This window comes from Lysobacter enzymogenes (genome assembly GCF_017168095.1).
Lineage (GTDB): Bacteria > Pseudomonadota > Gammaproteobacteria > Xanthomonadales > Xanthomonadaceae > Lysobacter > Lysobacter enzymogenes_D.
Genome location: NZ_LXSD01000573.1, coordinates 1 through 26,402, shown reverse-complemented (window position 1 = coordinate 26,402; position 26,402 = coordinate 1). Strand labels below are relative to the sequence as shown.

The following is a 26,402-nucleotide window of genomic DNA, read 5'->3' as shown; positions in this document are numbered from 1 at the left end:
CAAGTATGAGAACTCGATTTACATATCTGTTGTGCACTTTGTGTGACTCGAATCAGCTTCCGGGAGAGGACATGCGCATGAAACGATTGGGGCAGTGGGCGAGGGCGGTGTCGCTGTGTCTCGCGATGGCGGCGTCGCTTGCGGCGCAGGCGAAGGAGCCCCCGCTGGCCGCCGCGCAGGTGCGCGCCGCGCTGCTGCGCTCGGCCGATTGGCAGCTGGCCCATCCGCGCCGCATCGAGACCACCGACTGGATCATCGCGCCGCTATACGACGGCCTGCTGCGCGCCGCGTTCGCCACCGACGAACCGCGCTTCGCCGAAGCCGTGCTGCGCTTCGGCAACCAGTCCGGCTGGTCGCCGCGCTGGCGGCCGTACATGGCCGACGACCACGCGGTCGGCCACGCCTGGCTCGACCTCTATCTGCTGGACCGCACGCGCAAGGAACGTCTGGCGCCGTTGCAGCAGACCTTCGACTACATCCTGGCCCATCCGGTGACCGAGGCGCTGGATTTCCGCAACACGCCGGCCACTCCCGGCATTGCCCGCACCGACCGCTGGACCTGGTGCGACTCGCTGTACATGGGCCCGCCGGTGCTGGCCAAGCTGTATCGCGCCACCGGCGACAGGAAGTATCTCGATCTGCTCGACCGCGAGTTCCGCTACACCTACGACTCGCTGTACGACCCGCAAGAGCGCCTGTTCTGGCGCGACGGCACTTACATCGGCAAGACCGCGCCGAACGGCCGCAAGCAGTTCTGGAGCCGCGGCAACGGTTGGGTGTACGCAGGCTTGGCCCTGTTGCTGGAAGACCTGCCGGCCGACCATCCGACCCGGCCGTTCTACGAGAAGCTGTTCAAGGAGATGACGGGGCCCGTGGTCGCCGCGCAGCAGGCCGACGGACTGTGGCGGTCGAGCATGCTGGATGCCGCGCACATCCCCGGCGGCGAGCAAAGCGGCAGCGCGTTCTTCACCTTCGGCCTGGCCTGGGGCGTCAATCGCGGCCTGTTGCCGAAGAAGCAGTATTGGCCGGCGGTGGAGCGCGGTTGGCGCGGGCTGATGGGCACCGTCAAGGCGGACGGCCTGGTCGGCTATGTGCAACCGGTCGGCGAGAAGCCGGGCAAGTTCGACCAGAACTCGACCCAGTTGTACGGCACCGGCGCATTCCTGCTGGCCGGCAGCGAAATCCTGCGCGCGCTGGGCGGGGCGACCAAGACCCCGCCCGCGAAGATCCTCGCCGCCGCCCAGGCCGCCTACGATGCCGACCGCACGCCGCGCGCCTACGCACGCCTGGTGCCCGAGCGCCGCGACGACCTGGCCTGGGAAAACGACCGCGTCGCCTTCCGCATCTACGGCCCGGCGCTGCGCGCGTCGGTCGAGGACAGCGGCATCGACGCCTGGTTCAAGAAAGTCGATTACCCGGTGATCGACAAGTGGTATCGCGGCGACCTCCACGACAAGGTCAGCTATCACCAGGATCACGGCGAAGGCTACGACGCCTACGGCGTTGGCGACACGCGCGGCGTCGGCGGCCTGGGACTGTGGCGCGACGGCAAGCTGGTTACCGCCGACACCTACCGGCACGCCGATGTGATCTGGACGTCGCCCGAGGTGGCCGAGTTCGTGGTCGCCTACGACTACCCCGAAATCGACGGCCGCAAGATTCGCGAAAAGCGCATCGTGCGCCTGAAGCTAGGCGAGCAACTCAACGAGGTCGACGCGAACTTCACCGTCGACGGCAAGCCGCTCGCCGGGCTGGAGGTCGCGGTCGGCGTGGCCACGCAGAAACCCGGCGCCACGCTCGCCTTGCGGCCGAAGGACGGCTGGATGAGCGTGTGGGAAACCATCGACGGCCAGGGCGTCGGCACCGGCGCCACCTTCCTGGCGGCCGAACTGCGCGGGATGAAGCGCGCCACGCTGCCCTCCGCCGGCCACGACGGCAAGGCCAAGGGCGTCGAACACGCGCTGGCCATCCTGCGCACCGACGCCGACGGACGGGTGAACTATCGGGCCGGTTTCGGCTGGACCGGCGCCGGCAAGATTGCCGACCGCGCCGCGTGGGAAGCCTACCTGGCCGATCCCGCGCGCGCGTCGGCGAAGACGCCGATTGTGAAGCGCCGGGTGGGGGAGGAATGATGACCTTCGCGCTGCGTGTCGCCCAGTCGTTCGTTCTCGCCATCGCGGCGGCCTGCGCGTTGGTCGCTACCGACGCGCGCGCCGCCGGCAACGCCGGGCCGGCCGATGCCTTCGCCTTGCTCGACTTGAACCGGCCGGGACTGGAACAGGTCAAGCGCGAGGTCGAGGCGCGCGACTACGATGCGGCCGCGGCGGCGTTGCTGGAGTACTTCCGCCAACGCGGCGCAGGCCGGCCGCCCGATTACGGCAACGAGGAATTCCCCGTCGATGCGGCGCAGAAGCCCGACCCGGCGACCGTGGAGCTCGCGGACAATGCGCTGCTGCATCGCTTCAAGCCGCACAAGGGCTACGGCTTCTTCGATTACGGCGCGGACATCGACTGGCAGCACTGGCCGATCAAGGACAACGAGGTCCGCTGGCAACTGCATCGCGTGAAGTGGTGGGGCGCGATGGCGCAGGTCTACCGCGACACCCGCGACGAACGCTACGCCAGGCAATGGATGGCGCAGTTCTCGGACTGGCGGCGCAAGAATCCGCCCGACGGGCCCACCAGTCCGTATGCGTGGCGGCCGCTGGAGGTTTCCGACCGGGTCATGAGCCTGACCACGACGTTCCACTCGTTCGTCGGCTCGCCGAGCATGACCCCGGCCTTCCTGGTCGAATTCCTCGCCAGCTACCACCAGCAGGCGGATTACCTGCCCGGGCACTACGCCAGCGAAGGCAACCACCGCTTGTTCGAAGCCCAGCGCTTGCTTCTGGCCGGCGCGTTCTTCCCCGAATTCAAACGCGCCAGCGCCTGGCGCAAGAGCGGCATCGAGGTGCTGAACCAGGAAATCGGCAAGCAGGTGTACGCCGACGGCATCCAGTACGAGCTGTCGCCGGCGTATCACCTCGCCAGCATCGACATCTTCCTCAAAGCCTACGCCACCGCCAGGAAGGCCGGGCTGGAAAGCGAATTTCCGGCCAGCTACCGGCGGATCGTGGCGAACATGGTGCATGCCTATTTCGATTTTTCCCTCCCGGACTACAACCCGCCGATGTTCGGCGACGCCTGGCTCGGCGAAAAATCGGCGTATCTCAAGCGTTTCCAGAGCTGGTTGGCGGCGTTCCCCGACGATCCCGCGATCCGCTATTTCGCCAGCGACACAACGCAAGGAAGCCCTCCCGCGCATCTGTCGAAAGGCCTGACCGTCGGCGGCTTCTACACCTTCCGCAGCGGCTGGACGCCGGATTCGACCGTTCTGGTCCTCAAGGCCAGCCCGCCCGGCAAGTTCCATGCGCAGCCGGACAACGGCACGTTCGAGCTGTGGGTGGACGGGCGCAACTTCATGCCCGACTCCGGGGTGTACGTCTACAGCGGCGACGCGGAAGTCATGAAGTTGCGCAACTGGTACCGCCAGACCCGCGTGCACAACACGCTGACGCTGGACGATGCGGACATGCGGATCACCCAGGCGGCGCTGCGCGCCTGGCAGCCGGACGGCGACGTGCAGGTGCTGAGCTACGTCAACCCCAGCTATGCGGGGCTGGACCACCAGCGCACGGTGTTGTTCGTGGACCGCAAATACTTCCTCGTCCTCGATCGCGCGTCCGGTCCGGCCACCGGCAAGCTGGGCACCCATTACGCGCTGCGCGAGGACAGCGATCCGGTGTTGGACGCGCGCCGGAATCTGGCGCATACCCGCTATGCCGACGGCAACAACCTGCTGGTGCAGAACTTCGATGGCGGCGAGGCCGCGATGCGCGAGGAAGAGGGCAAGGTGTCCTACTCCTACCGCAAGGAATCCCCACGTCCGGCGTTCGTATTCGAAAAGCAAAAGACCGGCGCCGCGCCGGGCGACTTCGTCACCGTGCTGTTTCCGTACAGGGGGCCAACGCCGCCTTCGATCCGTCTGGTGCGCAACGCCGGCAACGATCCCGAGCGCGGCCTGATCGACCTGACCGTAGTCGTCGACGGAAAACGCCGGCGCCTGCGCGCATCCACGACCTCGAGCGATCCGGCGGCATCCGCCGTCGCGCACGCAGCCGGCGGGGGGAGCCGGCCGTGAGCCGCTGTCGGGGCGTCCATCGCGGCGATCGAGATCGTCGCTTCGCCGCATCGCCCGCGTCATCCAGCACCGGGCATTTCCAGTCGACCGAACCTTGGGGGGAGCCCAGATGAAACGATCGTTCCAGCACGACGCGAGGCAGCCGTCGCTGCGCGCCACCGCTTTGGCCATTGCGGTCTGCATCGGCCTGGCCGGCCAGGTCCAGGCGCAAACCGCGCCGTCGGCGCCCGCCAAGAGCGAAGCGAAGACCCTGGACCGCGTCGCGGTCACCGGTTCCAAGATCAAGGGCGTGGACATGGAAAGCGCCGTGCCGCTGACCTCGGTCACCCGCGCCGAGATCGAGCGCATGGGCGTGACCTCGGTGGACGACGTGCTCAGGATGCTGGCCGTGTCGGGAGAGGGCATGGGCCGCATGTCCAACAACAACCAGAACTCTTACGCCAACCTGCGCAACATCGGCTCGAACCGCACCCTGGTGCTGGTCAACGGCCATCGCTGGGTCGGCGGCTCCGACAACGGAGGCGTCGTCAACCTGAATTCGATCCCGCTGGGCGCGATCGAGCGGGTGGACGTGCTGAAGGACGGCGGCTCGGTGTTGTACGGCGCCGATGCGATGGTCGGCCTGGTCAACATCGTCCTGAAGGAAGACTACGACGGCATCGAGGGCAGCGTCCGCTACGGCACCTACGGCAAGGGCGGCGCGGAGCGCAGCCTGCAGTTGGCCGGCGGCTACTCGGGCGACCGATTCTCGGCCATGCTGGGCGTGCAATTCGCCGAAGGCGAAGGCATCCGCAATACCGAATACGAGATCACCAGCGAGCCGCCGCCGTTCGGCGCGCCGCATTCGCTGCTGTGGAGCAACTCCACGCCCGCCGGCCGCTTCCTGCTCTGCCGGACGGGAACCGCGCTCGCCGGCGGCATTTGCCCCACCGGTTCGCAGCAGGATCCGTCGGGCGTTCGCGGCCGGTTCTTCACTTACGACGAAGGCAAGACCGGCAGGGACTGGCGTCCTTACGACAGCAACACCGATCCGTTCAACGACCGCGGCTATCGCGACCTGATCGTCGGCTACAAGCGCCATTCTGCGGTCGGGTCGATGAAATTCGACATCGGCGAGCGCATGCAGTTCAAGGTGTTCGCGGAATACATGGAAGAAAGCATGAAGCGGCCGTTGCCGCCGGCCACGATCGATGTGGGCACCACCGCCAATGCGTTCGTGATTCCCGCCAACAGCTTTTACAACCCGTTCGGCCAGCCCATCGCGCGCGCCCAGCGTTCGCTGGCGGAAGGCGGTGGGCGGCAGTTCGCCAGCCGGGTGCTGACCCGCGTCATCTCGCCGTCGCTGACCGGCAATTTCGAACTGTTCGACCGCAGCTTCGACTGGGAGGTCGGCTTCATGACCGGCACCACCTCCCAGCGCGCCGACGCTCTGTACGAAATCAGCGCCGGCCGGCTCCGCAACGCCCTGGGGCCGTCCTACCAGGACGCCAGCGGCCGGATCGTTTGCGGAACGCCGGCCACGCCCGGCAGCGCGGCCCGGCCGGGCCGGCCGGCCGTGCCGGCGGCGCCGGCCACGGTGATCCCGGATTGCGTACCGCTGAACCTGCTGGGCGCCGGTTCGGTCACGCCCGACATGCTCGATTACCTTCGGATTCCCGGTTCGGACGCGGGCTTCGCCAATCATTTCCGCGACAACGACTACTTCGTCCAGATCAGCACGCCGAACTTGTTCGGCCTGCCGGCCGGCGATGTAGGCATGGCGGGCGGATTCGAGCGCCATACCGTCAGCGCCCGTTTCACCCCGGGCGAAGCGCTGCGCCTGGGCGACGTGGTGGGCAGCGCGTCCCGCCAGGCCTCGGGCGGCGGTTACGGGACCAAGGAAGTCTTCGCCGAGTTCTACGTGCCGGTGCTGAAAGACCTGCCGCTGGTGAAGCAACTCGACTTCAGCATCGCCGGCCGCTATTCGAAGTTCGACAACGGAGTGAACACGTTCAACAAGAAACTGGGCGTGAAGTGGAAGATCTCCGACGACCTCGCGTTGCGCGGCAGCTACAGCACCGGCTTCCGTTACGACCTGAACGGCCTCAACCAGAACGACATGGTCAGCGCCATCGCCCTGGGCGGATCGACGTTCGACCCTTGCACGTTCACTACCAACGCCAACAACGTGGTCACCGCCAACCGCTACGCGCAGTTGTCGCCCAAACTGCAGGCCAAATGCCGCAGCTTCGGCGTTCCGGCGGGCGGCTACGACAGCCGGTTCGCGCCCAGCGTGATCTCGCAGAGAAACGCCAACCGGGAACTCAAGCCCGAGCGCGATGTGTTCCGCACCCTGGGCGTGCTCTACAGCCCCCGTTTCATCGAAGGGCTGGACCTGTCCGTGGATTACTGGGACGTGCGCTTCCGCGACAGCATCGTCAGGCCGGATGTGCAGGACATGCTGGACAACTGCCTGGCCCACTACGGCGATGCGCAGCGGTGCCCGGAAACCTGGGTGGTGCGCGATGCGCAAGGCGCGGTGACCTACGTGCGCAACGCGGCCCTCAACAGCGGCGCAGGAGAGCGCTATACCGGTTACGACTTCCGTGCGGCGTATCGCTTGAATACCGAGTCCTGGGGCAATTTCCGGGTCGAGTGGAGCAATACCTATCTCGCGCTCTTCCAGCAAAGCGCCTTCCCGCCGTTCCAGAGCCTGGCCGGCACCTACAGCGCCAACTCCGCGCCGACGCGGCCGAACTGGCGCCTGCGCTCGAACCTGTCGGTGGGCTGGAGCCTGGGCAACTGGGGCGTGCAGTGGACCACGCGCTACTACTCCAGCCTCAAGGAGCAGTGCCGCTTCGTCGGCACCATCGCGGTGGAGATGTGCAACGACCTGGGCGAGCCGACCTTCGCCGATCCGAACGGCAATGTCGCCAACAACACGTATCTGCCGTTCCTGCGCGGTGGCAGCGCCAATCGTCTCGGCGCGTATGCCATCCACGACATCAACGTTTCTTACAAGACGCCTTGGCTGAGCGACGGCCGCATCTCGGGCGGCGTGCGCAACGCCTTCAACAAGCAGCCTTCGGTGTCGATGACCCCGGGCCTGTCGGGCAGCGGCATCGGCTATAGCCCCGCGTTCGGCGTGCCGGACCGTTACTACTACGTGGAATACAAACAGAAGTTCTGAGCCGCGCGGCTGCGGCTGCGAGCCGGAGGCCGGGCGGATGCGCGTCGCGCCTTCCCGGACTGGGCTTGTTTGCCGGGCAGCGCTAGGTATTTCGCCTTGGCGACGAGCCAATCGCGCGGATGCGGCGTCGGCCGGATCCTGGAGGAGACGGAGAAAATGAAAGCGAGATTGCGGGTTTACGCGATCATGTTGGCGGTCGTCGCGATCGGCGCCGGATGCGGGCCGCGCGCGCAGGGCGACGCCAAGCCCGCCGAACGGCCCAACATCCTGGTCGTCATGTCCGACAACCAGTACTGGTCGCACGCCGGCATCTACGGCGACAAGGTCGTGCGCACGCCGAACATGGATCGAGTCGCGCGGCAAGGCGTGCGCTTCACCAACGCCTTCGACGGTTCGCCCTCGTGCACGCCCTCGCGCGCGGGGTTCCTGACCGGGCAGGACATCTGGCGTTTGCGCGAGGGCGCCGATCTGTGGAGCATCCTGCCTACCCAGTACAAGACGTATCCCGACCTGCTGGAGGCGTCCGGCTACCAGGTGGGCTTCGACGGAAAGGGATGGGGCCCCGGAAGCTTCGAAGCCAACGGCCGCAGGCGCAATCCCGCCGGCAATCCGTACCATGGATTCTCCGATTTTCTGAAGGCGAAGAAAGCCGGGACGCCGTGGACCTATTGGGTCAGCAGCCTGCATCCGCATCGTCCCTACGAAGTCGGCAGCGGCGTCGAGGCCGGCATCGATCCGGCCAGGATTCAGGTGCCGGGCTACCTGCCGGACAGCCCGGAAGTGCGCGGCGACATCGCCGACTATTACGCCGCGGTCGAAGCCTTCGACCGGGATCTGGGCGGCGCGCTGCAGGCCTTGCAGCGTAGCGGCGAGGCCGGCAACACCGTGGTCGTGGTGGTCAGCGACAACGGCTGGCAGATGCCGCGCGGCCTGGCCAATCTCTACGATTCCGGCACCCACGTGCCGCTGATCGTGTCGTGGCCCGGAAAGTTCAAGGCCGGCGCCGTCTCCGACCGCTTGCTGACCTTGAACGATCTGGCGCCCACCTTCCTCGAACTGGCCAAGGTGCCGGTGCCGGGCGAGATGACCGGGAAGAGCATTCTGTCGCTTCTGAAGCGCGACGGCGCCGAACCGCCGCCGCGGGAGTTCGTGGTGTACGGGCGTGAGCGGCATGCCTTCGTGCGCCGGCACGGACTGGGGTATCCCGGCAGGGCGATCCGCACCCACGATTATCTGTACATCAAGAATTACGAGGCTACGCGCTGGCCCGCCGGCGATCCGCCGCTGTTCGGCGACATCGACCCTTACATGATGCATTACCCCGGCGGCGCCAAGCTCTATCTGATGGCGCACCGCGACGACCCGGCGATAAGGCCCTTGTTCGATCTGAGCATGGGCAAGCGGCCGGAAGAGGAACTCTACGATGTGCGCAAGGATCCCGATCAACTGCGCAATCTGGCCGCCGATCCCGCGTTCGATGCGGTGAAGGAAAAACTGCGTGCGCAGATGCGCGCTTACCTGATCGAAACCGGCGACCCGCGCGAGACCGGCGGCGACGTGCGGATTTTCGATACGGCGCCCTACTTCAGCGAAATAGACAAGAAGCCGCGCCCGGGCGCGGAGGCGATCGAGATGTTCGGGCTCGAGCATGAGTATGACTACACCAAGTGATGCCGTTCTCCGGGCCCGCGTCCGCCGCATCGCCGTCGCGCTTGCGTTCGCCTTGCTGCCGCCGGGGCCGTGCCTCGCGGCGGGCAAGCCGGCGGCGCGTCCGGCGCGGCCTGCGGCGATGGTGCATGTTCCGGCAGGCGTGTTCGCGATGGGCTCGGCCGCCAAGGACGATGGCGCGATGTCGATGCGCCACGAGCGGCCGGTGCACGAAGTCGCGGTGCATGCGTTCTGGATGGACGCGACCGAAGTGACCGTCGCCCAGTTCGCCGGATTCGTCGCGGCGACGCATTACAAGACCGAGGCCGAGAAGTTCGGCTGGTCGGGCGTGTTCCGCATGGATCTGGCGAAATGGGTCCGCGTGGATGGCGCCGATTGGCGGCATCCCAACGGCCCCGGGTCGAACGCAAAAGCGGACGATCCGGTCAGCCACGTTTCGTGGAACGATGCCGACGCCTATGCGAAATGGCTCGGCCATCGCCTGCCGACCGAGGCCGAATGGGAATACGCCGCGCGCGGCGGGCTCGAAGGCAAGACCTACAGTTGGGGCGATGAACTCAATCCCGGCGGCAGGGCCATGGCCAACTGGTGGCAAGGCCACTTTCCCGATCGCAACGAAGGCAGGGACGGCTATCCGGGGCTGGCGCCGGTCGCCCGTTTCCCGCCGAACGGCTATGGCCTTTACGACATGACCGGCAACGTCTGGGAGTGGGTCGCCGATCGCTGGGACGAAAACTATTACGCGCATTCGCCGAAGCGCGATCCGCGCGGACCCGATAGCGGCAGCGAACGGGTGATGCGCGGCGGTTCGTACCTGTGCTCGCAAAACTTCTGCAGCAACTACCGCGTCGCCGGGCGATCGCACGCTACGCCGGACTCGACCCTGTCCAATGTCGGTTTCCGCACCGTGAAGGACAGCCGCAGCCGGATGGCGCCGGCCTCCGCGCGCGAGCGGCCGAAATGAACGCCGATCGCAGGTCCGGCGCCTCTCGCTGCCTGCGTTTCGGCCGACTCCCGACTCTTCTACCGCCAAAGGTCCACACCGCCGCCATGCCTGCCATCGTTTCTCATCTCCGTTCTCTCGCGCTGGGCGTTTCGATCGCATGCGTTCCCGCCGCCGTCTGGGCGAAACAAGGGGACGATCCCCAGGCGAGCATGCAGGCCACCTGGATCGAGCACGAAGGCGTCCTGATGTTTCACGACGGTTTCGACCAGGGATCGTTGCTGAAATGGAGCAAATACACGCTCGACGACCGGTATGCGCTCGAACTGGAACCGCCGCGCGCGCAGTGGGGCAGGCAGGAGCGGATCAGGGTCGTCGACGCTCCGTCGCCGGCGCATCCGGGCGACAAGGCGCTGCGGTTCGCGGTGAAACGCGGACTCGATACGTTCCGGTCGGAGCTGGCGCTCACCGCCGAGCCGGGTTTCCAGGAGCGTTGGTATGGCCTGCGCATCTATGTGCCCGCGGACTGGACCTTCGGCAGCCCGAACGCCACCGACCATGGCGACATCGTCACGCAATGGCATCACATCAGCAGTTTGCCCAGCTCGGCGCGCGGAAAATATCCCCCGTTGGCGCTGGCGATCAAGGACCGGACCTGGCAGATCGACAACAACTACGGCATCGAGGGCGAGGGGACGAACGACGACTTCGATGCGGGCTCGGTAGACGCGGGCCGCTGGACCGCCTGGGTTTTCCACGTCAAGTGGTCGCCCGATGGCGACGGCCTGCTTCAGGTCTGGAAGAACGGCGTGCCTGTCCTCGACAAGCGCGGCCCTACCACGTATCGGCCGGGCCACCTGCGCACGCCCTACTGGAAGATCGGCCTCTACCATCCGGGCTGGAAGAAGCGCAACCAGGACAAGTTCAACGCGGTCGCATCCACGGTCGCCGAGCGCGTCGTCTATGTCGACGACGTGAAGATGGGCGACGAACATGCGGCCTACGCGGATGTCGCACCGCCCGGCGGATTGCCGATCCGCAAGGACGGCCGCCGGTGATGGCGCCGGTTCGGAAACAGTTCCGATGAGCGCTACGGACTTCGTCCTCGGCATCGATATCGGCGGCTCGTCGATCAAGGCCGCGCCGATCGACCCCGCCTGCGGACGCCTGACAGCCAGCGTACGTGCGATATCCACGCCGGAGCCTATGCCGCGTCGCCAATTGGCGGCCGCCATCGTAGAACTCTCTTCCGAGTTCGGCCGGCCTGCCGCGATCGGAATCGGTTTTCCCTGCACGGTGCAACGGGGCCGGGTGCTTACCTCGGACAACCTGCACCCGGAGATCGCGGGCATCGATGACGCGATGCTCGCGCAGGCGACCGGGCATCGCGTCGCGATCCTCAACGATGCGGAAGCCGCCGCGCGCGCCGAAATGCGCTACGGCGCGGGGCGCGGGCGCGCGGAAAAGACGCTGATCCTGACCTTCGGGACCGGTATCGGATCCTCGCTGGCGTACGAGGGTGCGGTTATCCCCTGCGAATTCGGCCTGCTGCCGCTGCATGGCGGGCCCGCGGAGCAGTACGCCGCCGCCGGCGCGCGCACGCGCGAGAAACTGAGCTGGCCGGTGTGGGCGGCCCGGGTGAGCGAATATCTCGCGCTTGTCGAAACGGTGGTCCAACCCGAGCTGATCATCTTCGGCGGCGGCGTGAGCGCGGAGCATCGACAGTTCTTCCCGTACCTGAAGCACCGCGCCGAACTGGTGCCGGCGGCGCTGGGCAATGAGGCCGGTATCGTCGGCGCTGCCGTGCAAGCGGCGGCTCTGCTGTCGGGAGCGGCGCGCGCGGCCACGGCGACGGACCCTTCGTCGCCGTCGCGTCCATCCGAGGGCAACCGTACATGAGCCAGTCCACCTCCCGAGCGATGTCCGCAGCGCCCGCGGCGTTGCATCTCAAGCGCTCGCTCACGCTGCGCGACCTGATCCTGTTCGGCGTGATCGCCATCCAGCCGGTGGCGCCCATGGCGTCGTTCGGCGTGCTGTACGAGAGCGGCCGCGGGCACGTGGTTACGATGGTGCTCATCGCGATGCTGGCCATGCTGCTCACCGGGATCAGCTATGGGCGCATGGCGCAGGTGTATCCCAGCGCGGGCTCGGCGTTCGCTTACGTCTCCCGCGCCATCCATCCCGCGTTCGGCTGGGCGACGGGTTGGAGCATGCTGATGGACTACGTGCTCAACCCGGTGATCTGCACGATCTGGTGCGCGCAGCAGGCGTTCCAATTGGCGCCCGCGGTGCCGTTGTGGCTATGGAAGGTCGGGTTCGCGGCGTTCTTCACCCTGTTGAACATCCGCGGCGTGCGCTCGTCCGCGCGAACCAATGCCTGGCTCGCCGCCGGCATGGGCGTGGTGGTCGTGCTCGTGTTCGTCGCCGCGATCGGCCACCTGACCGGAGAGCGGCTCGATGCCTCCGCGTTGATCCGGCCGTTCTACGATCCGTCCACCTTCGCGATTTCGACGCTCATGCACGGCACCTCGATCGCCGTGCTCACCTACATCGGTTTCGACGGCATCTCGACGCTTTCGGAAGAAGTGGAGAACCCGCGCCGCAACATCCTCCTGGCCACGGTGCTGACCTGCCTGGCCATCGGCGTGTTGGCCGCCGCGGAAGTGTATCTCGCCCAACTGGTGTGGCCGGCCGGGCAGGCGTTCGCGAGCGTGGAAACGGCTTATGTCGAAGCGGTCTCGCGCGCCTGGGCGCCGCTGGCGTTGATTCTCGGGGTCACCCTGCTGGTGGCCAATTTCGGCTCCGGCATGGCGGCGCAAATGGGCGCGGCGCGTTTGCTTTACAGCATGGGGCGCAGCGGCGCGTTGCCCGGGCGCGCCTTCGCGACGCTCGATCCGGATACCCGCGTCCCGCGCAACAACGTGATCTTCGTCGGCTCTATCGTGATGGTCGGCGCGTTCCTGATGTCCTTTTCGCTCGGCGCCGAGATGTTGAACTTCGGCGCCCTGCTCGGCTTCATGGGCGTGAATATGGCGGCGTTCCTGCACTATTTCGTGCGCGCGAAGCGGCGAACGTTCTGGAATGCGGCCTTGCCGCTGGCTGGGTTCGTGGTCTGTTTCGTCCTGTGGATCAGCCTCAGCCTGCCCGCGAAGCTGATCGGCGCCGCCTGGATCGCCTTGGGCGTGGCGATCGGCGCGTGGCGCACGAACGGGTTCCGGCGCAAGTTCGATTTCGACGGCGACGGTTCCGCCGAACCGGAGGCGGTGTGAGGTTTCCAGGACGTGGGCCGGCGGCAGCCGGGCAACCGTCCGGCCCCGGAGCGTCGATGGTCGGGCTTGGGACGAGGCGCCGGTAAAGCCGCTTGGTTCGACGGCAGCGCCCACCGAGGGCCGATCGCTGCCCGAATGCCGAGGCAAGCGCGTTCGCCGGGAGCTGGGCGGCTTTCGCGCGTTGCGCCGTCAGGACGGGCGCGGCTGGAAGTGACGTTCCAGTTCGGCCCGGTACTGGGCGCGGTCGAAGACGAAACGCAGCGGCCCGCTCGGCGGAAACAGGCTGTCTTCGGGTGCTTCGTCCGGATCGCGCTCGAGCATGGGGCCGTCCTCGGTTTCGTAGGTCAACTGATCCCACACAACGTGATCGCGATCGAAGTTCGCCAGGCAGGACACGACGCCACAGTAGTCGCAGCCGCAGTGGCAGCGGTACAGCACCAGGCGGCCGCTGCCGTTCTGGTTGTCCGCCGGCGTCAGTCCGAGGAAGGCCTCGCGCGCCCAGGCGCGCCGCGGCGCGGTCGTGCGCGGGTCGAAATCGGTGTGGCAATTGCCCAGGTGGCGCACGCTGCCGAGCCAGTCGGCGAGCGGGCGCTCATCAATGAACAACTCGCCGATTTCGATCGCGTAGTCCCGCTGCTCGATCCGGTACTCGAACCCGACCGAACCGATGCGCAAGCGATGCACCGTGGCCATCGCGGCGCGCTCAGCGCAGCAGCGGCCGTTCGCCGGTGCCGATGAAGTCCAGCAACGCGCGCACGTCCGCGCTGTCGGCGGCGAGCTCTTCGAGCTTGGCGCGCGCGTCCTCCAGCGATGCGCCGGACATGAACACCGCGCGGTAGGCGCGCTTGATCGCGGCGATGCGCTCGGGGCCGAAACCGCGGCGCTTGAGTCCTTCGGTGTTGATCCCGCGCGGGCGGCCGTAGCCGTCCTGGGCGACCATCAGGAACGGCGCGACGTCGCCGTTGACCAGCGCGCCCATGCCGATGAAGGCGTGCGCGCCGACCCGGCAGAACTGATGGATGCCGGAGAAGCCGCTCATGATGACGTGGTCTTCGATGGTGACGTGGCCGGCCAGCGTGGAGTTGTTGGAGAACACGCAGTCGTTGCCGATACGGCAATCGTGGGCGACGTGGGTGTAGGCCAGCAGCCAGTTGCGGTCGCCGATGCGGGTGACGCCGCCGCCGCTGCCGGTGCCGCGGTTGACGGTGACGAATTCGCGAAAGCTGTTGCCGTCGCCAATGACCAGTTCGGTGCGCTCGCCGGCGAACTTCTTGTCCTGCGGATCGCCGCCGATCGCGCACTGCGCGTGGAAGCGGTTGTCGCGGCCGATCCGGGTCGGCCCGTGCACCACGCAATGCGGGCCGAACGCGGTGCCGGCGCCGACCTCGACGTCCGCGCCGATGTAGCAGAACGCGCCGACCACGACGCCGTCGCCGAGCTTCGCGGCGGGGTCGACGAAGGCGGTGGGGTGGATGGCGGCGCTCATCGCGATTATTCCTTGGCCTCGGCGCACATGATCTCGGCGCAGGCGACCACGTTGCCGTCGACGCGGGCGACGCCGTCGAACAGGGCCATGTTGCGGATCATGCGCTTGAGCGTGACTTCCAGTTCCAGGCGGTCGCCGGGCACGACCATGCGCGAGAACTTGGCCTTGTCGACCTTGACCAGATAGAACGAGCGGCCCGCGGCGACGCCGCCGTGCGAGACCTGGGTCAGCAGGCCGCCGGCCTGGGCCAGGGCCTCGATCACCAGCACGCCGGGCATGACCGGATTGCCGGGGAAGTGGCCGTTGAAGAAGGGCTCGTTGCAGCTCACGCCCTTGATCGCGAGCACGCGCTTGTGGGGTTCCAGCTCGAGCACACGGTCGATCAGCAGGAACGGGTAGCGGTGCGGCAGCAGCTGCTGGATCGCCGGCACGTCGAGCGGGAGTTGCAGGGTCTGGCTCATCTTGTCTTTCGTCCTTTATCGCACGTCCTGTGCTCGCAGCCGCCGTGCCTGGCGGCCCTTGGGGTGTGACACGGTTCCGTCATTGTCCCGCAGTTTCCCCGGCGGGTGTGGCGGCACCGTATGGAAGCATGTGCGCGGTCGCGTGCGAAAGGCGGGCCCGGCGCGGGCCCGGCGCGGCTCAGGCCCCGTCGCGTTCGCCGCCGCCGCCGCGGGTGCGCCGGGCGATCGCGTCGAGCTGCTTGAAGCGCGCGGCGTTCTTGCGCCAGCTGCGGTTGTCCATCAGCGGGGTGCCGGAGGAGTATTCGCCGGGCTCGCGGATCGAGCTGGTCACCAGGCTCATCGCGGTCACGGTGACCTTGTCGCAGACCTCCAGATGGCCCAGCACGCCGGCGCCGCCGCCGATCAGGCAGTAGCGGCCGATCTTGGCGCTGCCGGCCGCGGCCGAGCAGCCGGCCATGGCGCTGTGCGCGCCGATGTGGACGTTGTGGCCGATCTGGATCTGGTTGTCCAGGCGCACGTCCTCCTCGAGCACGGTGTCCTCGATGGCGCCGCGGTCGATGGTGGTGTTGGCGCCGATCTCGCAGTCGTCGCCGATCACCACGCCGCCGAGCTGCGGCACCTTGAGCCAGCGGCCGGACTCCATCGCCAGGCCGAAGCCGTCGGCGCCGAGCACCGCGCCGGGGTGGACCAGCACGCGCTTGCCCAGCCGCACCCGGGTCACCAGGGTCACTCGCGCGACCAGTTCGCAGCCTTCGCCGACGAGGCAGTCCTCGCCGATCACGCAGCCCGGGCCGAGCATCGCGCCGGCTTCCACGCGGCTGCGCGCGCCGATGCTGACGAACGGCCCGACGTGGGCGAGCGGGGAGACCTCGGCGCCGGGATCGATGACCGCGGAGGGATGGATGCCGGCCGGCCGTTCGGGCTTGGGCTCGAACAGGGCGGACATCTTGGCGAAGGCCGAATACGGATCGCGCGCGATCAACGCGGTGCCGGGATAACCCGCGGCCGCGTCCTCGCGCATCACCACCACGCCGGCGGCGCTGGCCTCGAGCTGCGAGCGGTATTTGGGATTGGCGAGGAACGCCAGTTGCGCCGGCCCGGCCTTGGCCAGGGTGCCGACGCCGGCGACCCGGACGTCGCCGTCGCCGTGCAGGCCGAGCGCGAAGCGCTCGGCCAGTTCGGACGCGGTGTAGGAAACCGGGTTCACGCCGGGATGCGGCCGCGAGGCCGCGCTCAGAACGTGCCGCCGAAGGTGAACTGCAGGCGCTCGAGTTCGTCGCCGCGGCCGGTCTTCTTGCCGTTGACGTCGAGCACGTCGTCCTGCTTCTTGAACGGGAACGCGTAGCTGATCGAGATCGGGCCCATCGGCGAGCGCCACATCAGCGCGATGCCGGCCGAAGCGCGCAGCTCGCTCGCGTCGAAGGCGTCGTAGTCCTTGTACACGTTGCCGAAGTCGACGAACGCCGACACGCGCGCGGCCGGGGTGTCGAGCAGGGTCGGGAAGTACATTTCCAGCGAACCGGTGGTCTTGAACGCGCCGCCCAGCGGCTGCGCGTAAGTGCCGTTGCGGGAGGCTTCGCGCGGGCCCAGGGTGTTGTCGGTGAAGCCGCGCACCGAGCGCACGCCGCCGGCGTAGAAGTTCTCGAAGAACGGCAGGCCGGTGGCGACGATCTTCTCCGGCGCGCCCGGGCCGTCGCCGTCGCGGTCGATGAAGCGGACGCTGTCCTTGCCGTAGCTGTCGCCGTAGCCCAGTTCGGCGCGGGTGTTGAGCACCAGGTGGCGCGACAGCGGCCAGAACTTGGAGAAGCTGTAGTTGATCTTGTAGTACTCGACCGTCGAGCCCGGCAGGGTCGCTTCCAGCCACAGGCGCTGCTGGGTGCCGGCGGTCGGCGTCAGCGCGTGGTTGAGGCTGTTGCGGCCCCAGCCGATCTGCGCGCGCCAGGCGTGGAAGGTCTGGCGGCCGAGCGCGTCGAGGTAGTCGACGATGCTGGGCGGGGTGTAGCCGCGGCCGATCAGGATCTCGTTGCTGTCGATGCCGACCAGGCCGGTGATGGCGTCGGTTTCGGTCAGCGGAATGCCCAGCACGACCTGCGCGGTGCCGTTGGTGGTCGAGTACTGCGCGGTGTTGAAGTCGGAGTAGTCGAGCTTGCGCCACGACAGGTTGTAGCCCAGCGAGACGCCGTCGTCGGTGAAGTAGGGGTTGGTGTAGGAGAAGTCGAAGCGCTCCTGGTAGTAGCTGCGCTGCGCCTGCACCGACACGCGGTTGCCGCTGCCGAGGAAGTTGTTCTGCGACAGCTGGACCTGCGTGGTCAGCTTGCCCAGCTGCGAATAGCCCAGGCCGAACACGAAGCTGCCCGAGGTGGTTTCCTTGAGGTTGTAGATCACGTCGACCTGGTCGTTGCTGCCGGGCACCGGCTTGCTCTCGACGTCGACGGTTTCGAAGTAGCCCAGGCCCTGCAGGCGGATCTTGGAGCGGTCGATCGCCGCCTGCGAATACCAGGTGCCTTCGAACTGGCGCATCTCGCGGCGCAGGACTTCGTCGCCGGTGCGCGTGTTGCCCTTGAAGATGACCCGGCGCACGTTGACGCGCGGGCCCGGCACCACCTGCATGTTGATGCCGACGGTCTTGTTCTCGCGGTTGATGTCCGGGATCGGATTGACCTGGGCGAAGGCGTAGCCGACGTTGCCCAGGGTCGCGGTGATCGCGTCGGAGCTGATTTCCAGCAGGCGCCGCGAGAAGATCTGCTCGGGCTTGACGATGACCAGCTTCTCGATGTCTTCCTTCGGCAGGATGGTGTCGCCGGTGACCTGCACGGTGGAGATCTTGTACTGGTCGCCCTCGGTCAGGCCGGCGGTGAGGAACATGTCCTGGCGGTCGGGGCTGATCGAGACCTGGGTCGAGTCGATGGCGAAATCGACGTAGCCGCGGTCGAGGTAGTAGGCGTTGAGCTTTTCCAGGTCGCCGGAGAGCTTCTCGCGCGAGTACTGGTCGTCGCGGCGGTACCAGCTCAGCCAGTTGTGCTCGCGCGACTCCCAGCCGTTGAGGATGTCCTTCTGCTCGAACTTGTCGTTGCCGATCAGGTTGATGTGGCGGATCTTGGCCGCCTTGCCTTCCTTGACGTTGATCGTGATGTCGACGCGGTTGCGGTCCAGCCGCGCCACGGTCGGGGTGATCTCGACGTTGTACTTGCCGCGGTTGTTGTACTGGCGCGCCAGGTCCTGGGTGACCTTGTCCAGCGCCAGCCGGTCGAAGGTTTCGCCTTCGGCCAGGCCGATGTCCTTCAGGCCCTTGAGCAGGTCGTCGGACTTGATGTCCTTGTTGCCGCTCAGGGTGAGCTTGTTGATCGCCGGACGCTCGGTCACGGTCACCACCAGGATGTTGCCCTGGCGGTCGAGCTGCACGTCTTCGAAGAAACCGGTCTTGTACAGCGCGCGGATGGCGTCGCCGGCCTTGGCGCTGTCCATGGTGTCGCCGCGCTCGACCGGCAGGTAGGTGAAGACCGTACCGGCGGAAATGCGCTGCAGGCCGTCGATGCGGATGTCGCTGACGGTGAACGAACCGGCCGCCGGCGTCTTGGCGCCGCCTCCCAGCGCGAACGGATCGGCGGACTGCGCCATCGCGGGAATCGCCGGGGCCGAGGTCATTGCCGTGGCAAGGGCGAGGGCGAGCAGGCGGCGATTAGGAATTCGCGTCATCATTACGTCCGTTGGGGGCTGGTTTGCCGCGCTCAGGCGCTGGCAGGGGGCGAAGCGGGCTTGGAAGGCGTGCTGGGAAGGGCGAAGCGTGGGAGCGAGCGTCAGGCCGGCATTCAGCGCACCAGGTTGTTCAAGATGTCGTTGTAGAACGCCAGGCCCATCAGGCTCGCGATCAGCGCCAGGCCGACGAAATGCCCGGCCGCCATGGCGCGCTCGCTGACCGGGCTGCCTTTAACAAGCTCGATAAGGTAATACAGCAGGTGTCCGCCGTCCAAGATCGGGATCGGCAGCAGGTTCAGGATGCCCAGGCTCAGCGACAGCATCGCCAGCAGCTGCAGGTACCAGGCCAGGCCGTTGTTGGCGTAGGCGTTGGCGGCGCGGCCGATGGTGACCGGGCCGGCCACGGTGTTCTGCAGCGAGACCCGGCCGGTGAAGGCGCGGCCGATCATCGCGTACAGCTCGCTGGCTTGGTGCCAGCTCTCGCGCAGGGCGGCCGGCACCGCGGCCAGCGGGCCGTAGCGCAGCACCGCGTCGCGCTTGGGCGCGACCGGGGTCGCCGGCTCGATGCCCAAGCCCCAGAACTCCTTGCCGTCGCGCTTGAGCCGGCCGGGCTGGATCTCCAGGGCCAGGCGGTCGCCGTTGCGCAGGACTTCGATCATCGCCTTGCCGCCGCGCTGGCCGAGGCGGTCGACCGCGGCCGGCAGGTCGTTCCAGCTCGGGATCGGGTCGCCGTCCAGGGCGGTGATGCGGTCGCCCTCGGCCAGGATGCGCCAGGCCGGGTCGTCCGGCACGACCCGGCCGATCACCGCCGGGACCAGTTCGTGGCGGCCGCTCAGGCCGATCGCCTGGACCGCGCGGCGCTCGTCGATGACCGCCGGCAGGTGCGACAGGCGCAGGGTGCGGACCAGCTCGCTGCCGTTTTCGGCGCGGACCTTGACCGCCACGTCCTCGCGGTCGAGGGCGTGCGGGATCAGCGCCATCTGCACCTCGCTCCAGGTCGGCGTGGCGCGTTCGCCGATGGATTCGATGGTGTCGCCGTGGCGCAGCCCGGCCTGCGCGGCGATGCCGGCGCTGGCGCCGACGACCGGGGCGAAATCGGGCCGGCCGATCACGAACATGCCCCACAGGAAGGCCACGCACAGGATCAGGTTGGCGATCGGGCCGGCGGCGACGATCGCGATGCGCTGCCACACCGGCTTGCGGTTGAAGGCGTAGGGCTGCAGCGCTTCGCCGATCTCGAACTCGCGCTCGTCGAGCATCTTGACGTAGCCGCCCAGCGGGATCCGGCCGATCGCGTATTCGGTGCCGTCCTTGCCGACCCGCATCCACAGCGGCTTGCCGAAGCCGACCGAGAAGCGCAGCACCTTGACCCCGCAGCGGCGGGCGACCCAGAAGTGGCCGAATTCGTGGAAAGTCACCAGCAAACCGATGCTGATGATCAGCCACCACAGGGAGCCCAGGATTTCGCTCATGGCCGGATCAGGCTCGTCAGGGTCGGGCAGCGCGGCCGATCGCCTGCTCGGCGCGGCGGCGGGCCTGGACATCGGCCTCGCGCAGCGCCGCCAGCGAGCTGGCCGGGGTGGGCGGGAGCGCGGCGAGGGTGTCCTCGACCAGCGCGGGTATCGCTAGGAAGCCTATGCGCCGCTGAAGAAAGGCTGAAACGGCCACTTCGTTGGCGGCGTTGAGCGTGGCCGGCGCGGTGCCGCCCGCGGCCAGGGCCTGGAAGGCCAGGCGCAGGCAGGGGAAGGCGTCCAGGTCGGGCGGCTCGAACTCGAGCTTGCCGTGGGCCAGCAGGTCCAGCCCGGCCACGCCCGACTCGATCCGCCGCGGCCAGCCGAAGCCGACCGCCAGCGAGGTGCGCATGTCCGGCAGGCCGAGCTGGGCCAGGGTCGAGCCGTCGACGAATTCGACCAGCGAATGGACCAGGCTCTGCGGGTGCACCAGCACCTCGATGGGCACCGCCCCGGACCGCCCCGGACGGCCGAACAGGTGGTGGGCCTCGATCACCTCCAGGCCCTTGTTCATCAGCGTGGCCGAGTCGACCGAGATCTTCGGGCCCATCGACCACTTCGGGTGGGCGACCGCCTGCTCGGGGGTGACCTCGCCCAGTTGCGAACGTGTACGCCCGCGGAACGGCCCGCCCGAGGCGGTCAGCAGGATCCGCCGCAGCCCGGCGTGGGCGTGGGCGTCGGGCAGGCACTGGAAGATCGCGTTGTGCTCGCTGTCGATCGGCACGATGCAGGCGCCGGCCTCGTGCGCGGCGTGCATCAGCAGCTCGCCGGCCAGCACCAGCGATTCCTTGTTGGCCAGCAGCAGGCGCTTGCCGGCGCGCGCGGCGGCCAGGGTCGAATCCAGGCCGGCGGCGCCGACGATCGCGGCGACCACGGTGTCGCAGGCGTCGGAGCCGACCAGCTCGTCCAGCGCCTGGCTGCCGCAATGCGCCTGGGTGGCCAGGCCGCGCGCGCGCAGGCCCTCGCGCAGCGCATCGAAGCCGGCCGCATCGGCGATCACCGCGTGTTCGGGGCGGTGGCGCTCGCACAGCGCCAGCAGCGCATCGACCTTGCCGCCGGCGGCGAGCACGCTCGCGCTCAGCGCCTGCGGATGGCGCGCGATCACGTCCAGCGCCGAAGCGCCGATGGAACCGGTGGCGCCGAGCACGGCGACCTTGCGCGAGGGCAGCGTCATCGGCTCAGAACCCGAAAATGGCCTTGCCCAGGGCGAACACCGGCAGCGCGGCGAGCACGCCGTCGATGCGGTCGAGCACGCCGCCGTGGCCCGGAATCAGGTGGCCGGAATCCTTGACCCCGGCATGGCGCTTGAGCAGGCTCTCGAACAGGTCGCCGACCACCGAGAACAGCACCGCGACCAGCGACACCACCGCCACCCACGGCAACTGCGCGACGGTCGCGCCGGCCAGCAGCGACAGGCCGACGCCGGCCGCGACGCCGGCGACGGCGCCGCCGATCAGGCCCTCGACGGTCTTGTTCGGGCTGACCCGCGGGGCCAGCTTGAGCATGCCGAACTTGCGCCCGGCGAAATACGCGCCCGAGTCGGCCGCCCACACCACCGCCAGCGCGGTCAGCAGCCACCAGTGGCCGTTGGGGCCGTCGGCGTGGATCCAGGTCAGCGCGCACCAGGCCGGGATCACGCTCAGCGCGGCCGCGGCCAGCTTGAACATGCGCGCATAGGTGCGGTGGTCGCTGGCGAAGTTGAAGCGCTGCAGCCACAGCAGCGCCAGCAGCCACCAGATCACCCCGACCAGCGAGGCGATCTTGAACAGCACCATCGACGGCGGCTGGGCCGGATCGCCGGCGCCGCCGCCGCGCGAGGCCCACACGATCGCCACCATCAGCGCCATGTGCACCACCAGCAGCACGGTGCGCGAGAGGGTGTCCTCGATCTCGGCCAGGTCGAACCACTCCCACAGCCCGGCCAGGAACACCACCGCGGCCGCGGCGATCATCCACGGGGTCGGCAGCAGCAGGATCGCGGCGATCGCCACGGGAGCCATCACCAACGCGGCAATCAGGCGGGTTTTGGTCATTCAACGGTCTCGTTGGTCTGGGCCGCGATCTGCGCCCCGGTCAGGCCGAAGCGGCGTTCGCGCCCGGCGAACTCGTCCAGCGCGCGCTGCAGCATGGCCGCGTCGAGCTCGGGCCACAGCGCTTCGGTGAACCACAGTTCGGTATAGGCCAGCTGCCACAGCAGGAAGTTGCTGATGCGGGTGTCGCCGCCGGTGCGGATGAACAGGTCCGGCGGCGGCAGGTCGGCCAGGCACATGCGCGCGGACAGCAGGCCCTCGTCGATGGCCTCCGGCGCCAGCCGCCCGGCGGCCACGTCCCGGGCCAGCGAGCGCGCGGCCTGGGCGATGTCCCAGCGCCCGCCGTAGCTGGCGGCGATGGTCAGGTGCAGCACGGTGTTGGCCTGGGTCTGGCGCTCGGCCGCGGCCATGCGTTCGCGGATCTTGTCGGAGAAGCGGTCGCGCTCGCCGATGAAGCGCACGCGCACGCCGCGCCGGTGCAGTTCCTCGACCTCGCGCTCCAGCGCGTTGAGGAACAGCTTCATCAGGCCGCCGACCTCGTCCTCGGGCCGGCCCCAGTTTTCGCTGGAGAAGGCGAACAGGGTCAGCGCCTGGACGCCGCGCGCGATGCAGAAATCGATGCAGACGTTGACCGCGCGCGCGCCGGCGCGGTGGCCGATGATGCGCGGACGGCGCCGGCGCTCGGCCCAGCGGCCGTTGCCGTCCATGATCACGGCGAGATGGCGCGGGATGCGTGCGGGCGCGGCGGTGGCGGGCTCGGAAGGCATGGCGCCGATGACGGAAACCTCAGGCGGGAAGGACGGGCGAGGAAGCGGCCCGGCGCGCCGCGGCACGCGGGCCGGCGGCGAGCCGGTCGCGGCAGGCCGGGGGACTGGACCCGCGCGCGGCGCGGAAGTTCAGTGCCGGACCGCCGCGCACGGCGTCAGACCGCCATGAGTTCCTGTTCCTTGGCCTTGACCACGCCGTCGACGTCCTTGATCGCGTTGTCGGTGACCTTCTGGATGTCGCCCTCGAAGCCGCGCAGCTCGTCCTCGGTGACCTTTTTGTCCTTGAGCAGTTCCTTGGCCTGATGGATGGCGTCGCGGCGGATGTTGCGGATCGCGACCTTGGCGTTCTCGCTCTCGCTGTGCACGACCTTGGTCAGCTCCTTGCGGCGCTCCTCGGTCAGCGCCGGCAGGTTGATGCGGATCACCGTGCCGGCCGTGTTCGGGGTCAGGCCGAGGTCGGAGGCGAGGATGGCCTTCTCGACCGCGCCGACGATCTGCTTCTCCCACGGGGTGATGGTGAGGGTGCGCGCGTCGCTGACCTGGACGCTGGCGACCTGGTTCAACGGCATGTCCGAACCGTGGTAGCTGACCTTCAGGTGGTCGACCAGCGCGGTGGAGGCGCGGCCGGTGCGGACCTTGGTCAGATCGTGGCGGAAGGCTTCCACGCTCTTGGCCATGCGGTTCTGTGCGTCTTTCTTGATGTCGTTGAGCATCGCCGGCTCCGGTCCTTTCGTAACGGTAACTGCAAGGGTAATCGCGGGATTATATGGGCTCGGGCCGGTTTTGCGGACCACGTCGGCCGCAGGCGGGGCCGCGCGGGCGCGCGTCGGGGCGGCGCGCGGGCGCTGCGAACGGCGCGAAAACGGGGTTTACGCGGGCGCAAACGGGCGCGGCGCGGCGGCGTCTCGGGCGCGTCGGGGCGCGCGGATCGCTGCGGATGGGGCGGGATATGCGGGCGCCGCGGGTGCTCCGGGGCGCTGCGGCGATCACGGTTTGGCGGGCGTGGGTCCGGCTTGGGCGCAGGAGCGGCCTGCGCTGCATTGCAACATCGGCGCTCAGCGGTGCGGGGCGCTCAGCCGTGCGGATCGTGGCTGTGCTGGCGCGGGTGGTCGTGGCGCTCGCGCTCGCGTTCGCGCGCCTGGGCGAGGCGGGCGGCCTCCTCGTCGTGGCGGTGGCCGTGGCCGGCGTGGTCGTGGCCGGCGTGGTCGTGGCCGGCGCAGGCGTGCTGCTTTTCGTGGTCGTGGCCGCTGTGGTCATGGCCATGATCGTGACCGTCGTGGTCGTGGTCGTGGTCGTGACCGGCATGCCCATGATCGTGCCCGCCGTGCGCCCGCGCCGCGTGGCCGTGCGGCGCGCGGTCGTGGCGGTCGTGCTCGCAGGCGCCGCCGTGCTCGACCTGCAGGGTCGGGTGGTTGATGTTGAAGCGCCGGTCCAGCTCGCGGTTGAGCGTGTCGATGAACACGTCGTGGTCGCGATCGTCCGGACGCACGATGTGCGCGGTCATCGCGATCTCGCCCGCGCCCAGCGACCAGATGTGCACGTGATGGACCGCGCGCACGCCGGGCTGGGCCAGCAGCAGCGCCTCGACTTCGCCGCGGTCGATGTTCGAAGGCACCGCGTCCATCGCCGCGTTGAAGCTCTCGCGCAGCAGGCCGAACGCGCCGGCCGCGACCACCGCGCCGATCAGCAACGCGATCGCCGGATCCAGCCATTCCCAGCCGGTCAGCCACATGCCCGCGCCGGCCAGCACCGCCGCCAGCGAGACCGCGGCGTCGGCCATCAGGTGCAGGAACGCGCCGCGGCGGTTGAGGTCGTGGTCGTGGCCGTCGCGCACCATCCAGGCCGCGCCGAGATTGACCGCGATGCCGAGCGCGGCGACCAGGATCACCGGCAGCGCCGGAATCTGCGGCGGCGCGTCGAAGCGGCGGATCGCCTCCCACGCCAGCGCGCCGGAGAAGCCGACCACCAGCAAGGCGTTGGCCAGCGGCGAGAGCAGGGTGGCGCGGCGCCAGCCGTAGGTGTGGCGATCGGTCGGCAGGCGCTGGGCCAGCACCGCCGCGCCCCAGGCCAGGCCCAGGCCGAGCACGTCGCCGAGGTTGTGCAGCGCGTCCGACAGCAGCGCCAGCGAGTTGGTCCAGAAGCCGTAGCCGGCTTCCAGCGCGGTGTAGGCCAGGTTGATCAGGGTCACCACCGCGAACGCGCGGGTGCCGCTTTGCAGGCCGTGGTGGTGGCCGTGGCCGCCGTGGGAATGACCGTGGGAATGGCTGTGCGAGTGCATGGGCGAATGCTGTCACGGCCGCCGCCGCGAACACTATTACAGCGCCGCGGCGAGCGGGCCGGCAGGTCTGGCAAGGCGCGCTTAAACCCCGGCGCGCCGGAGCGAATCCCAAGGCCGAGCCCGCCACGCCGGACCCGGTCCCATGACTTCAGTCACGTTGACGACACCTGTAGTCACCGGCACAGTTGACTACAACTGTAGCTACGAGGCGCAAGCGATGGCCCGCAAGTCGATCGGCGACCAGGAACTGGCGCTGCTGAACCACATTTCCGAACGCGGCGACGCCTCGGTCGGCGAGGTCGCGGCCGAGTTCGGCGAGGCGCGCGGGCTGGCCCGCTCGACCGTGCTGACGATGATGGAGCGGCTGCGGGCCAAGTCCTACCTGCGTCGGCGCAAGGCCGGCGGCGTGTACCGCTATGCCACCCAGACCCCGGCCGACGACGTGATGCGTTCGGCGGTCGGCAGCTTCGTCGCCAACACCCTGCAAGGTTCGCTGTCGCCGTTCGTGGCGTGGATGTCGCAGCGCGCCGATGTCAGCGATCAGGAACTGGCCGAACTGGAAAGCCTGGTCGCCGATCTGCAGTCGCGGCGCAAGGAGGACTGACATGACGCTTCAATGGATCGGCGAAGTCTGGTTGCCGCGTTTGCTCGCGGCGGGTCTGCAATCGGTGCTGCTGGTCGCGGCGATCATGCTGCTGGTGCGCTGGCTGCGGCCGAGCGCGGCGGTGCGCTGCTGGCTGTGGTGGTGCGCGTCGCTGCAACTGCTGCTCGGCGCGCTGTGGCCGGCGCCGCTGGAACTGCCGCTGCTGCCGGCGCAATGGCGGCAGGCGGCCGAAGCGGTGGCCGCGCCGGCCGCGCCGCAGTTGTCGCCAACGGCGCAGTTGCCGTTCCTGGTGACACGCGAACTGGCCGCGCGCGGCGACGCCGTCGCGGCGCCCGCCGCC

At 68.6% G+C, this 26,402-nt stretch carries 20 protein-coding genes and 1 pseudogene; 10 read left to right on the top strand and 11 right to left on the bottom strand.

Annotation, left to right across the window (positions count from 1 at the left end):
• The first annotated feature begins 77 nt into the window (after positions 1-77).
• The 8 genes from A7A76_RS22450 (at position 78) to A7A76_RS22415 (ending at position 13,229) form a co-directional block, all read left to right on the top strand.
• The gene (locus A7A76_RS22450) at positions 78-2,132 is read left to right on the top strand and encodes a glycoside hydrolase family 88 protein (RefSeq protein WP_206413399.1); all 2,055 of its coding nucleotides are present in this window, start codon (positions 78-80) and stop codon (positions 2,130-2,132) included.
• Entirely contained in the window at positions 2,132-4,180 is a 2,049-nt protein-coding gene (gene hepC / locus A7A76_RS22445; protein WP_206413398.1) for a heparin-sulfate lyase HepC, read from the top strand. Before A7A76_RS22450 ends, hepC begins: the two co-directional genes overlap by 1 nt.
• 109 nt (positions 4,181-4,289) lie before the next feature.
• Positions 4,290-7,349 (top strand): TonB-dependent receptor, encoded by a 3,060-nt coding sequence (locus A7A76_RS22440; RefSeq protein WP_206413397.1) that lies wholly within the window; start codon positions 4,290-4,292, stop codon positions 7,347-7,349.
• Positions 7,350-7,505: 156 nt separating this feature from the next.
• The gene (locus tag A7A76_RS22435) at positions 7,506-9,020 is read left to right on the top strand and encodes a sulfatase family protein (protein WP_206413396.1); all 1,515 of its coding nucleotides are present in this window, start codon (positions 7,506-7,508) and stop codon (positions 9,018-9,020) included.
• Between the two features lie 52 nt (positions 9,021-9,072).
• A complete protein-coding gene (locus A7A76_RS22430) occupies positions 9,073-9,981 on the top strand; it encodes a formylglycine-generating enzyme family protein (RefSeq protein WP_206413395.1) in 909 nt (302 codons plus the stop codon).
• An 86-nt stretch (positions 9,982-10,067) separates the two neighbouring features.
• Positions 10,068-11,018 carry a polysaccharide lyase gene (locus A7A76_RS22425; protein ID WP_206413394.1) on the top strand — a complete coding sequence of 317 codons (951 nt, stop codon included), beginning with the start codon at positions 10,068-10,070 and terminating at the stop codon, positions 11,016-11,018.
• Positions 11,019-11,043: 25 nt separating this feature from the next.
• A complete protein-coding gene (locus A7A76_RS22420) occupies positions 11,044-11,859 on the top strand; it encodes an ROK family protein (protein WP_206413393.1) in 816 nt (271 codons plus the stop codon).
• Positions 11,856-13,229, top strand: coding sequence for an APC family permease (locus A7A76_RS22415; RefSeq protein ID WP_206413392.1), 1,374 nt, complete (start codon positions 11,856-11,858; stop codon positions 13,227-13,229). The genes A7A76_RS22420 and A7A76_RS22415 overlap by 4 nt, the downstream gene beginning before the upstream one ends.
• Before the next feature lie 189 nt (positions 13,230-13,418).
• Here the strand turns inward: A7A76_RS22415 and A7A76_RS22410 are convergent, their stop codons facing one another.
• The 11 genes from A7A76_RS22410 to A7A76_RS22360 all read right to left on the bottom strand — a co-directional run bounded on the left by A7A76_RS22410 (position 13,419) and on the right by A7A76_RS22360 (position 25,458).
• The gene (locus A7A76_RS22410) at positions 13,419-13,904 is read right to left on the bottom strand and encodes a hypothetical protein (RefSeq protein WP_206413391.1); all 486 of its coding nucleotides are present in this window, start codon (positions 13,902-13,904) and stop codon (positions 13,419-13,421) included.
• Positions 13,905-13,932: 28 nt separating this feature from the next.
• Positions 13,933-14,715 carry an acyl-ACP--UDP-N-acetylglucosamine O-acyltransferase gene (gene lpxA, locus A7A76_RS22405; protein ID WP_206413390.1) on the bottom strand — a complete coding sequence of 261 codons (783 nt, stop codon included), beginning with the start codon at positions 14,713-14,715 and terminating at the stop codon, positions 13,933-13,935.
• Between the two features lie 5 nt (positions 14,716-14,720).
• On the bottom strand, positions 14,721-15,176 hold the full coding sequence (gene fabZ / locus A7A76_RS22400) for a 3-hydroxyacyl-ACP dehydratase FabZ (RefSeq protein WP_206413389.1): 456 nt from the start codon (positions 15,174-15,176) through the stop codon (positions 14,721-14,723).
• 178 nt (positions 15,177-15,354) lie between these two features.
• The gene (lpxD, locus tag A7A76_RS22395) at positions 15,355-16,383 is read right to left on the bottom strand and encodes a UDP-3-O-(3-hydroxymyristoyl)glucosamine N-acyltransferase (RefSeq protein WP_206413388.1); all 1,029 of its coding nucleotides are present in this window, start codon (positions 16,381-16,383) and stop codon (positions 15,355-15,357) included.
• A 26-nt stretch (positions 16,384-16,409) separates the two neighbouring features.
• Complete coding sequence (gene bamA, locus A7A76_RS22390) at positions 16,410-18,872, bottom strand: outer membrane protein assembly factor BamA (protein ID WP_206413387.1); 2,463 nt, start codon at positions 18,870-18,872, stop codon at positions 16,410-16,412.
• A gap of 113 nt (positions 18,873-18,985) precedes the next feature.
• Positions 18,986-20,344, bottom strand: a complete 1,359-nt coding sequence (gene rseP / locus A7A76_RS22385; protein ID WP_206413386.1) for an RIP metalloprotease RseP — start codon at positions 20,342-20,344, stop codon at positions 18,986-18,988.
• Between the two features lie 16 nt (positions 20,345-20,360).
• The gene (dxr, locus tag A7A76_RS22380) at positions 20,361-21,557 is read right to left on the bottom strand and encodes a 1-deoxy-D-xylulose-5-phosphate reductoisomerase (protein ID WP_206413385.1); all 1,197 of its coding nucleotides are present in this window, start codon (positions 21,555-21,557) and stop codon (positions 20,361-20,363) included.
• 4 nt (positions 21,558-21,561) lie between these two features.
• On the bottom strand, positions 21,562-22,416 hold the full coding sequence (locus tag A7A76_RS22375) for a phosphatidate cytidylyltransferase (protein ID WP_206413384.1): 855 nt from the start codon (positions 22,414-22,416) through the stop codon (positions 21,562-21,564).
• The gene (gene uppS, locus A7A76_RS22370) at positions 22,413-23,180 is read right to left on the bottom strand and encodes a polyprenyl diphosphate synthase (RefSeq protein WP_206413383.1); all 768 of its coding nucleotides are present in this window, start codon (positions 23,178-23,180) and stop codon (positions 22,413-22,415) included. The genes A7A76_RS22375 and uppS overlap by 4 nt, the downstream gene beginning before the upstream one ends.
• A 155-nt stretch (positions 23,181-23,335) precedes the next feature.
• Positions 23,336-23,893, bottom strand: a complete 558-nt coding sequence (frr, locus tag A7A76_RS22365) for a ribosome recycling factor (protein ID WP_206413382.1) — start codon at positions 23,891-23,893, stop codon at positions 23,336-23,338.
• 359 nt (positions 23,894-24,252) lie between these two features.
• Positions 24,253-25,458, bottom strand: a complete 1,206-nt coding sequence (locus tag A7A76_RS22360; RefSeq protein ID WP_206413381.1) for a cation diffusion facilitator family transporter — start codon at positions 25,456-25,458, stop codon at positions 24,253-24,255.
• Between the two features lie 217 nt (positions 25,459-25,675).
• Here A7A76_RS22360 and A7A76_RS22355 point away from each other — a divergent pair, with 217 nt between their 5' ends.
• Positions 25,676-26,062: a BlaI/MecI/CopY family transcriptional regulator gene (locus tag A7A76_RS22355; RefSeq protein WP_074866145.1), complete on the top strand. Its 387-nt coding sequence runs from the start codon at positions 25,676-25,678 to the stop codon at positions 26,060-26,062.
• 1 nt (position 26,063) lies between these two features.
• A pseudogene (locus A7A76_RS22350) lies at positions 26,064-26,402 on the top strand (hypothetical protein); the annotation flags it as partial.

Coding starts and splice junctions, on each gene's coding strand:
- A7A76_RS22415 (WP_206413392.1), top strand. CDS start 11,856: ATGAGCCAGTCCACCTCCCGAGCGATGTCCGCAGCGCCCGCGGCGTTG.
- A7A76_RS22435 (WP_206413396.1), top strand. CDS start 7,506: ATGAAAGCGAGATTGCGGGTTTACGCGATCATGTTGGCGGTCGTCGCG.
- A7A76_RS22440 (WP_206413397.1), top strand. CDS start 4,290: ATGAAACGATCGTTCCAGCACGACGCGAGGCAGCCGTCGCTGCGCGCC.
- A7A76_RS22420 (WP_206413393.1), top strand. CDS start 11,044: ATGAGCGCTACGGACTTCGTCCTCGGCATCGATATCGGCGGCTCGTCG.
- A7A76_RS22375 (WP_206413384.1), bottom strand. CDS start 22,416: ATGACCAAAACCCGCCTGATTGCCGCGTTGGTGATGGCTCCCGTGGCG.
- uppS (WP_206413383.1), bottom strand. CDS start 23,180: ATGCCTTCCGAGCCCGCCACCGCCGCGCCCGCACGCATCCCGCGCCAT.
- A7A76_RS22425 (WP_206413394.1), top strand. CDS start 10,068: ATGCCTGCCATCGTTTCTCATCTCCGTTCTCTCGCGCTGGGCGTTTCG.
- A7A76_RS22450 (WP_206413399.1), top strand. CDS start 78: ATGAAACGATTGGGGCAGTGGGCGAGGGCGGTGTCGCTGTGTCTCGCG.
- fabZ (WP_206413389.1), bottom strand. CDS start 15,176: ATGAGCCAGACCCTGCAACTCCCGCTCGACGTGCCGGCGATCCAGCAG.
- rseP (WP_206413386.1), bottom strand. CDS start 20,344: ATGAGCGAAATCCTGGGCTCCCTGTGGTGGCTGATCATCAGCATCGGT.
- A7A76_RS22355 (WP_074866145.1), top strand. CDS start 25,676: ATGGCCCGCAAGTCGATCGGCGACCAGGAACTGGCGCTGCTGAACCAC.
- hepC (WP_206413398.1), top strand. CDS start 2,132: ATGACCTTCGCGCTGCGTGTCGCCCAGTCGTTCGTTCTCGCCATCGCG.
- dxr (WP_206413385.1), bottom strand. CDS start 21,557: ATGACGCTGCCCTCGCGCAAGGTCGCCGTGCTCGGCGCCACCGGTTCC.
- A7A76_RS22360 (WP_206413381.1), bottom strand. CDS start 25,458: ATGCACTCGCACAGCCATTCCCACGGTCATTCCCACGGCGGCCACGGC.
- frr (WP_206413382.1), bottom strand. CDS start 23,893: ATGCTCAACGACATCAAGAAAGACGCACAGAACCGCATGGCCAAGAGC.
- bamA (WP_206413387.1), bottom strand. CDS start 18,872: ATGACGCGAATTCCTAATCGCCGCCTGCTCGCCCTCGCCCTTGCCACG.
- lpxA (WP_206413390.1), bottom strand. CDS start 14,715: ATGAGCGCCGCCATCCACCCCACCGCCTTCGTCGACCCCGCCGCGAAG.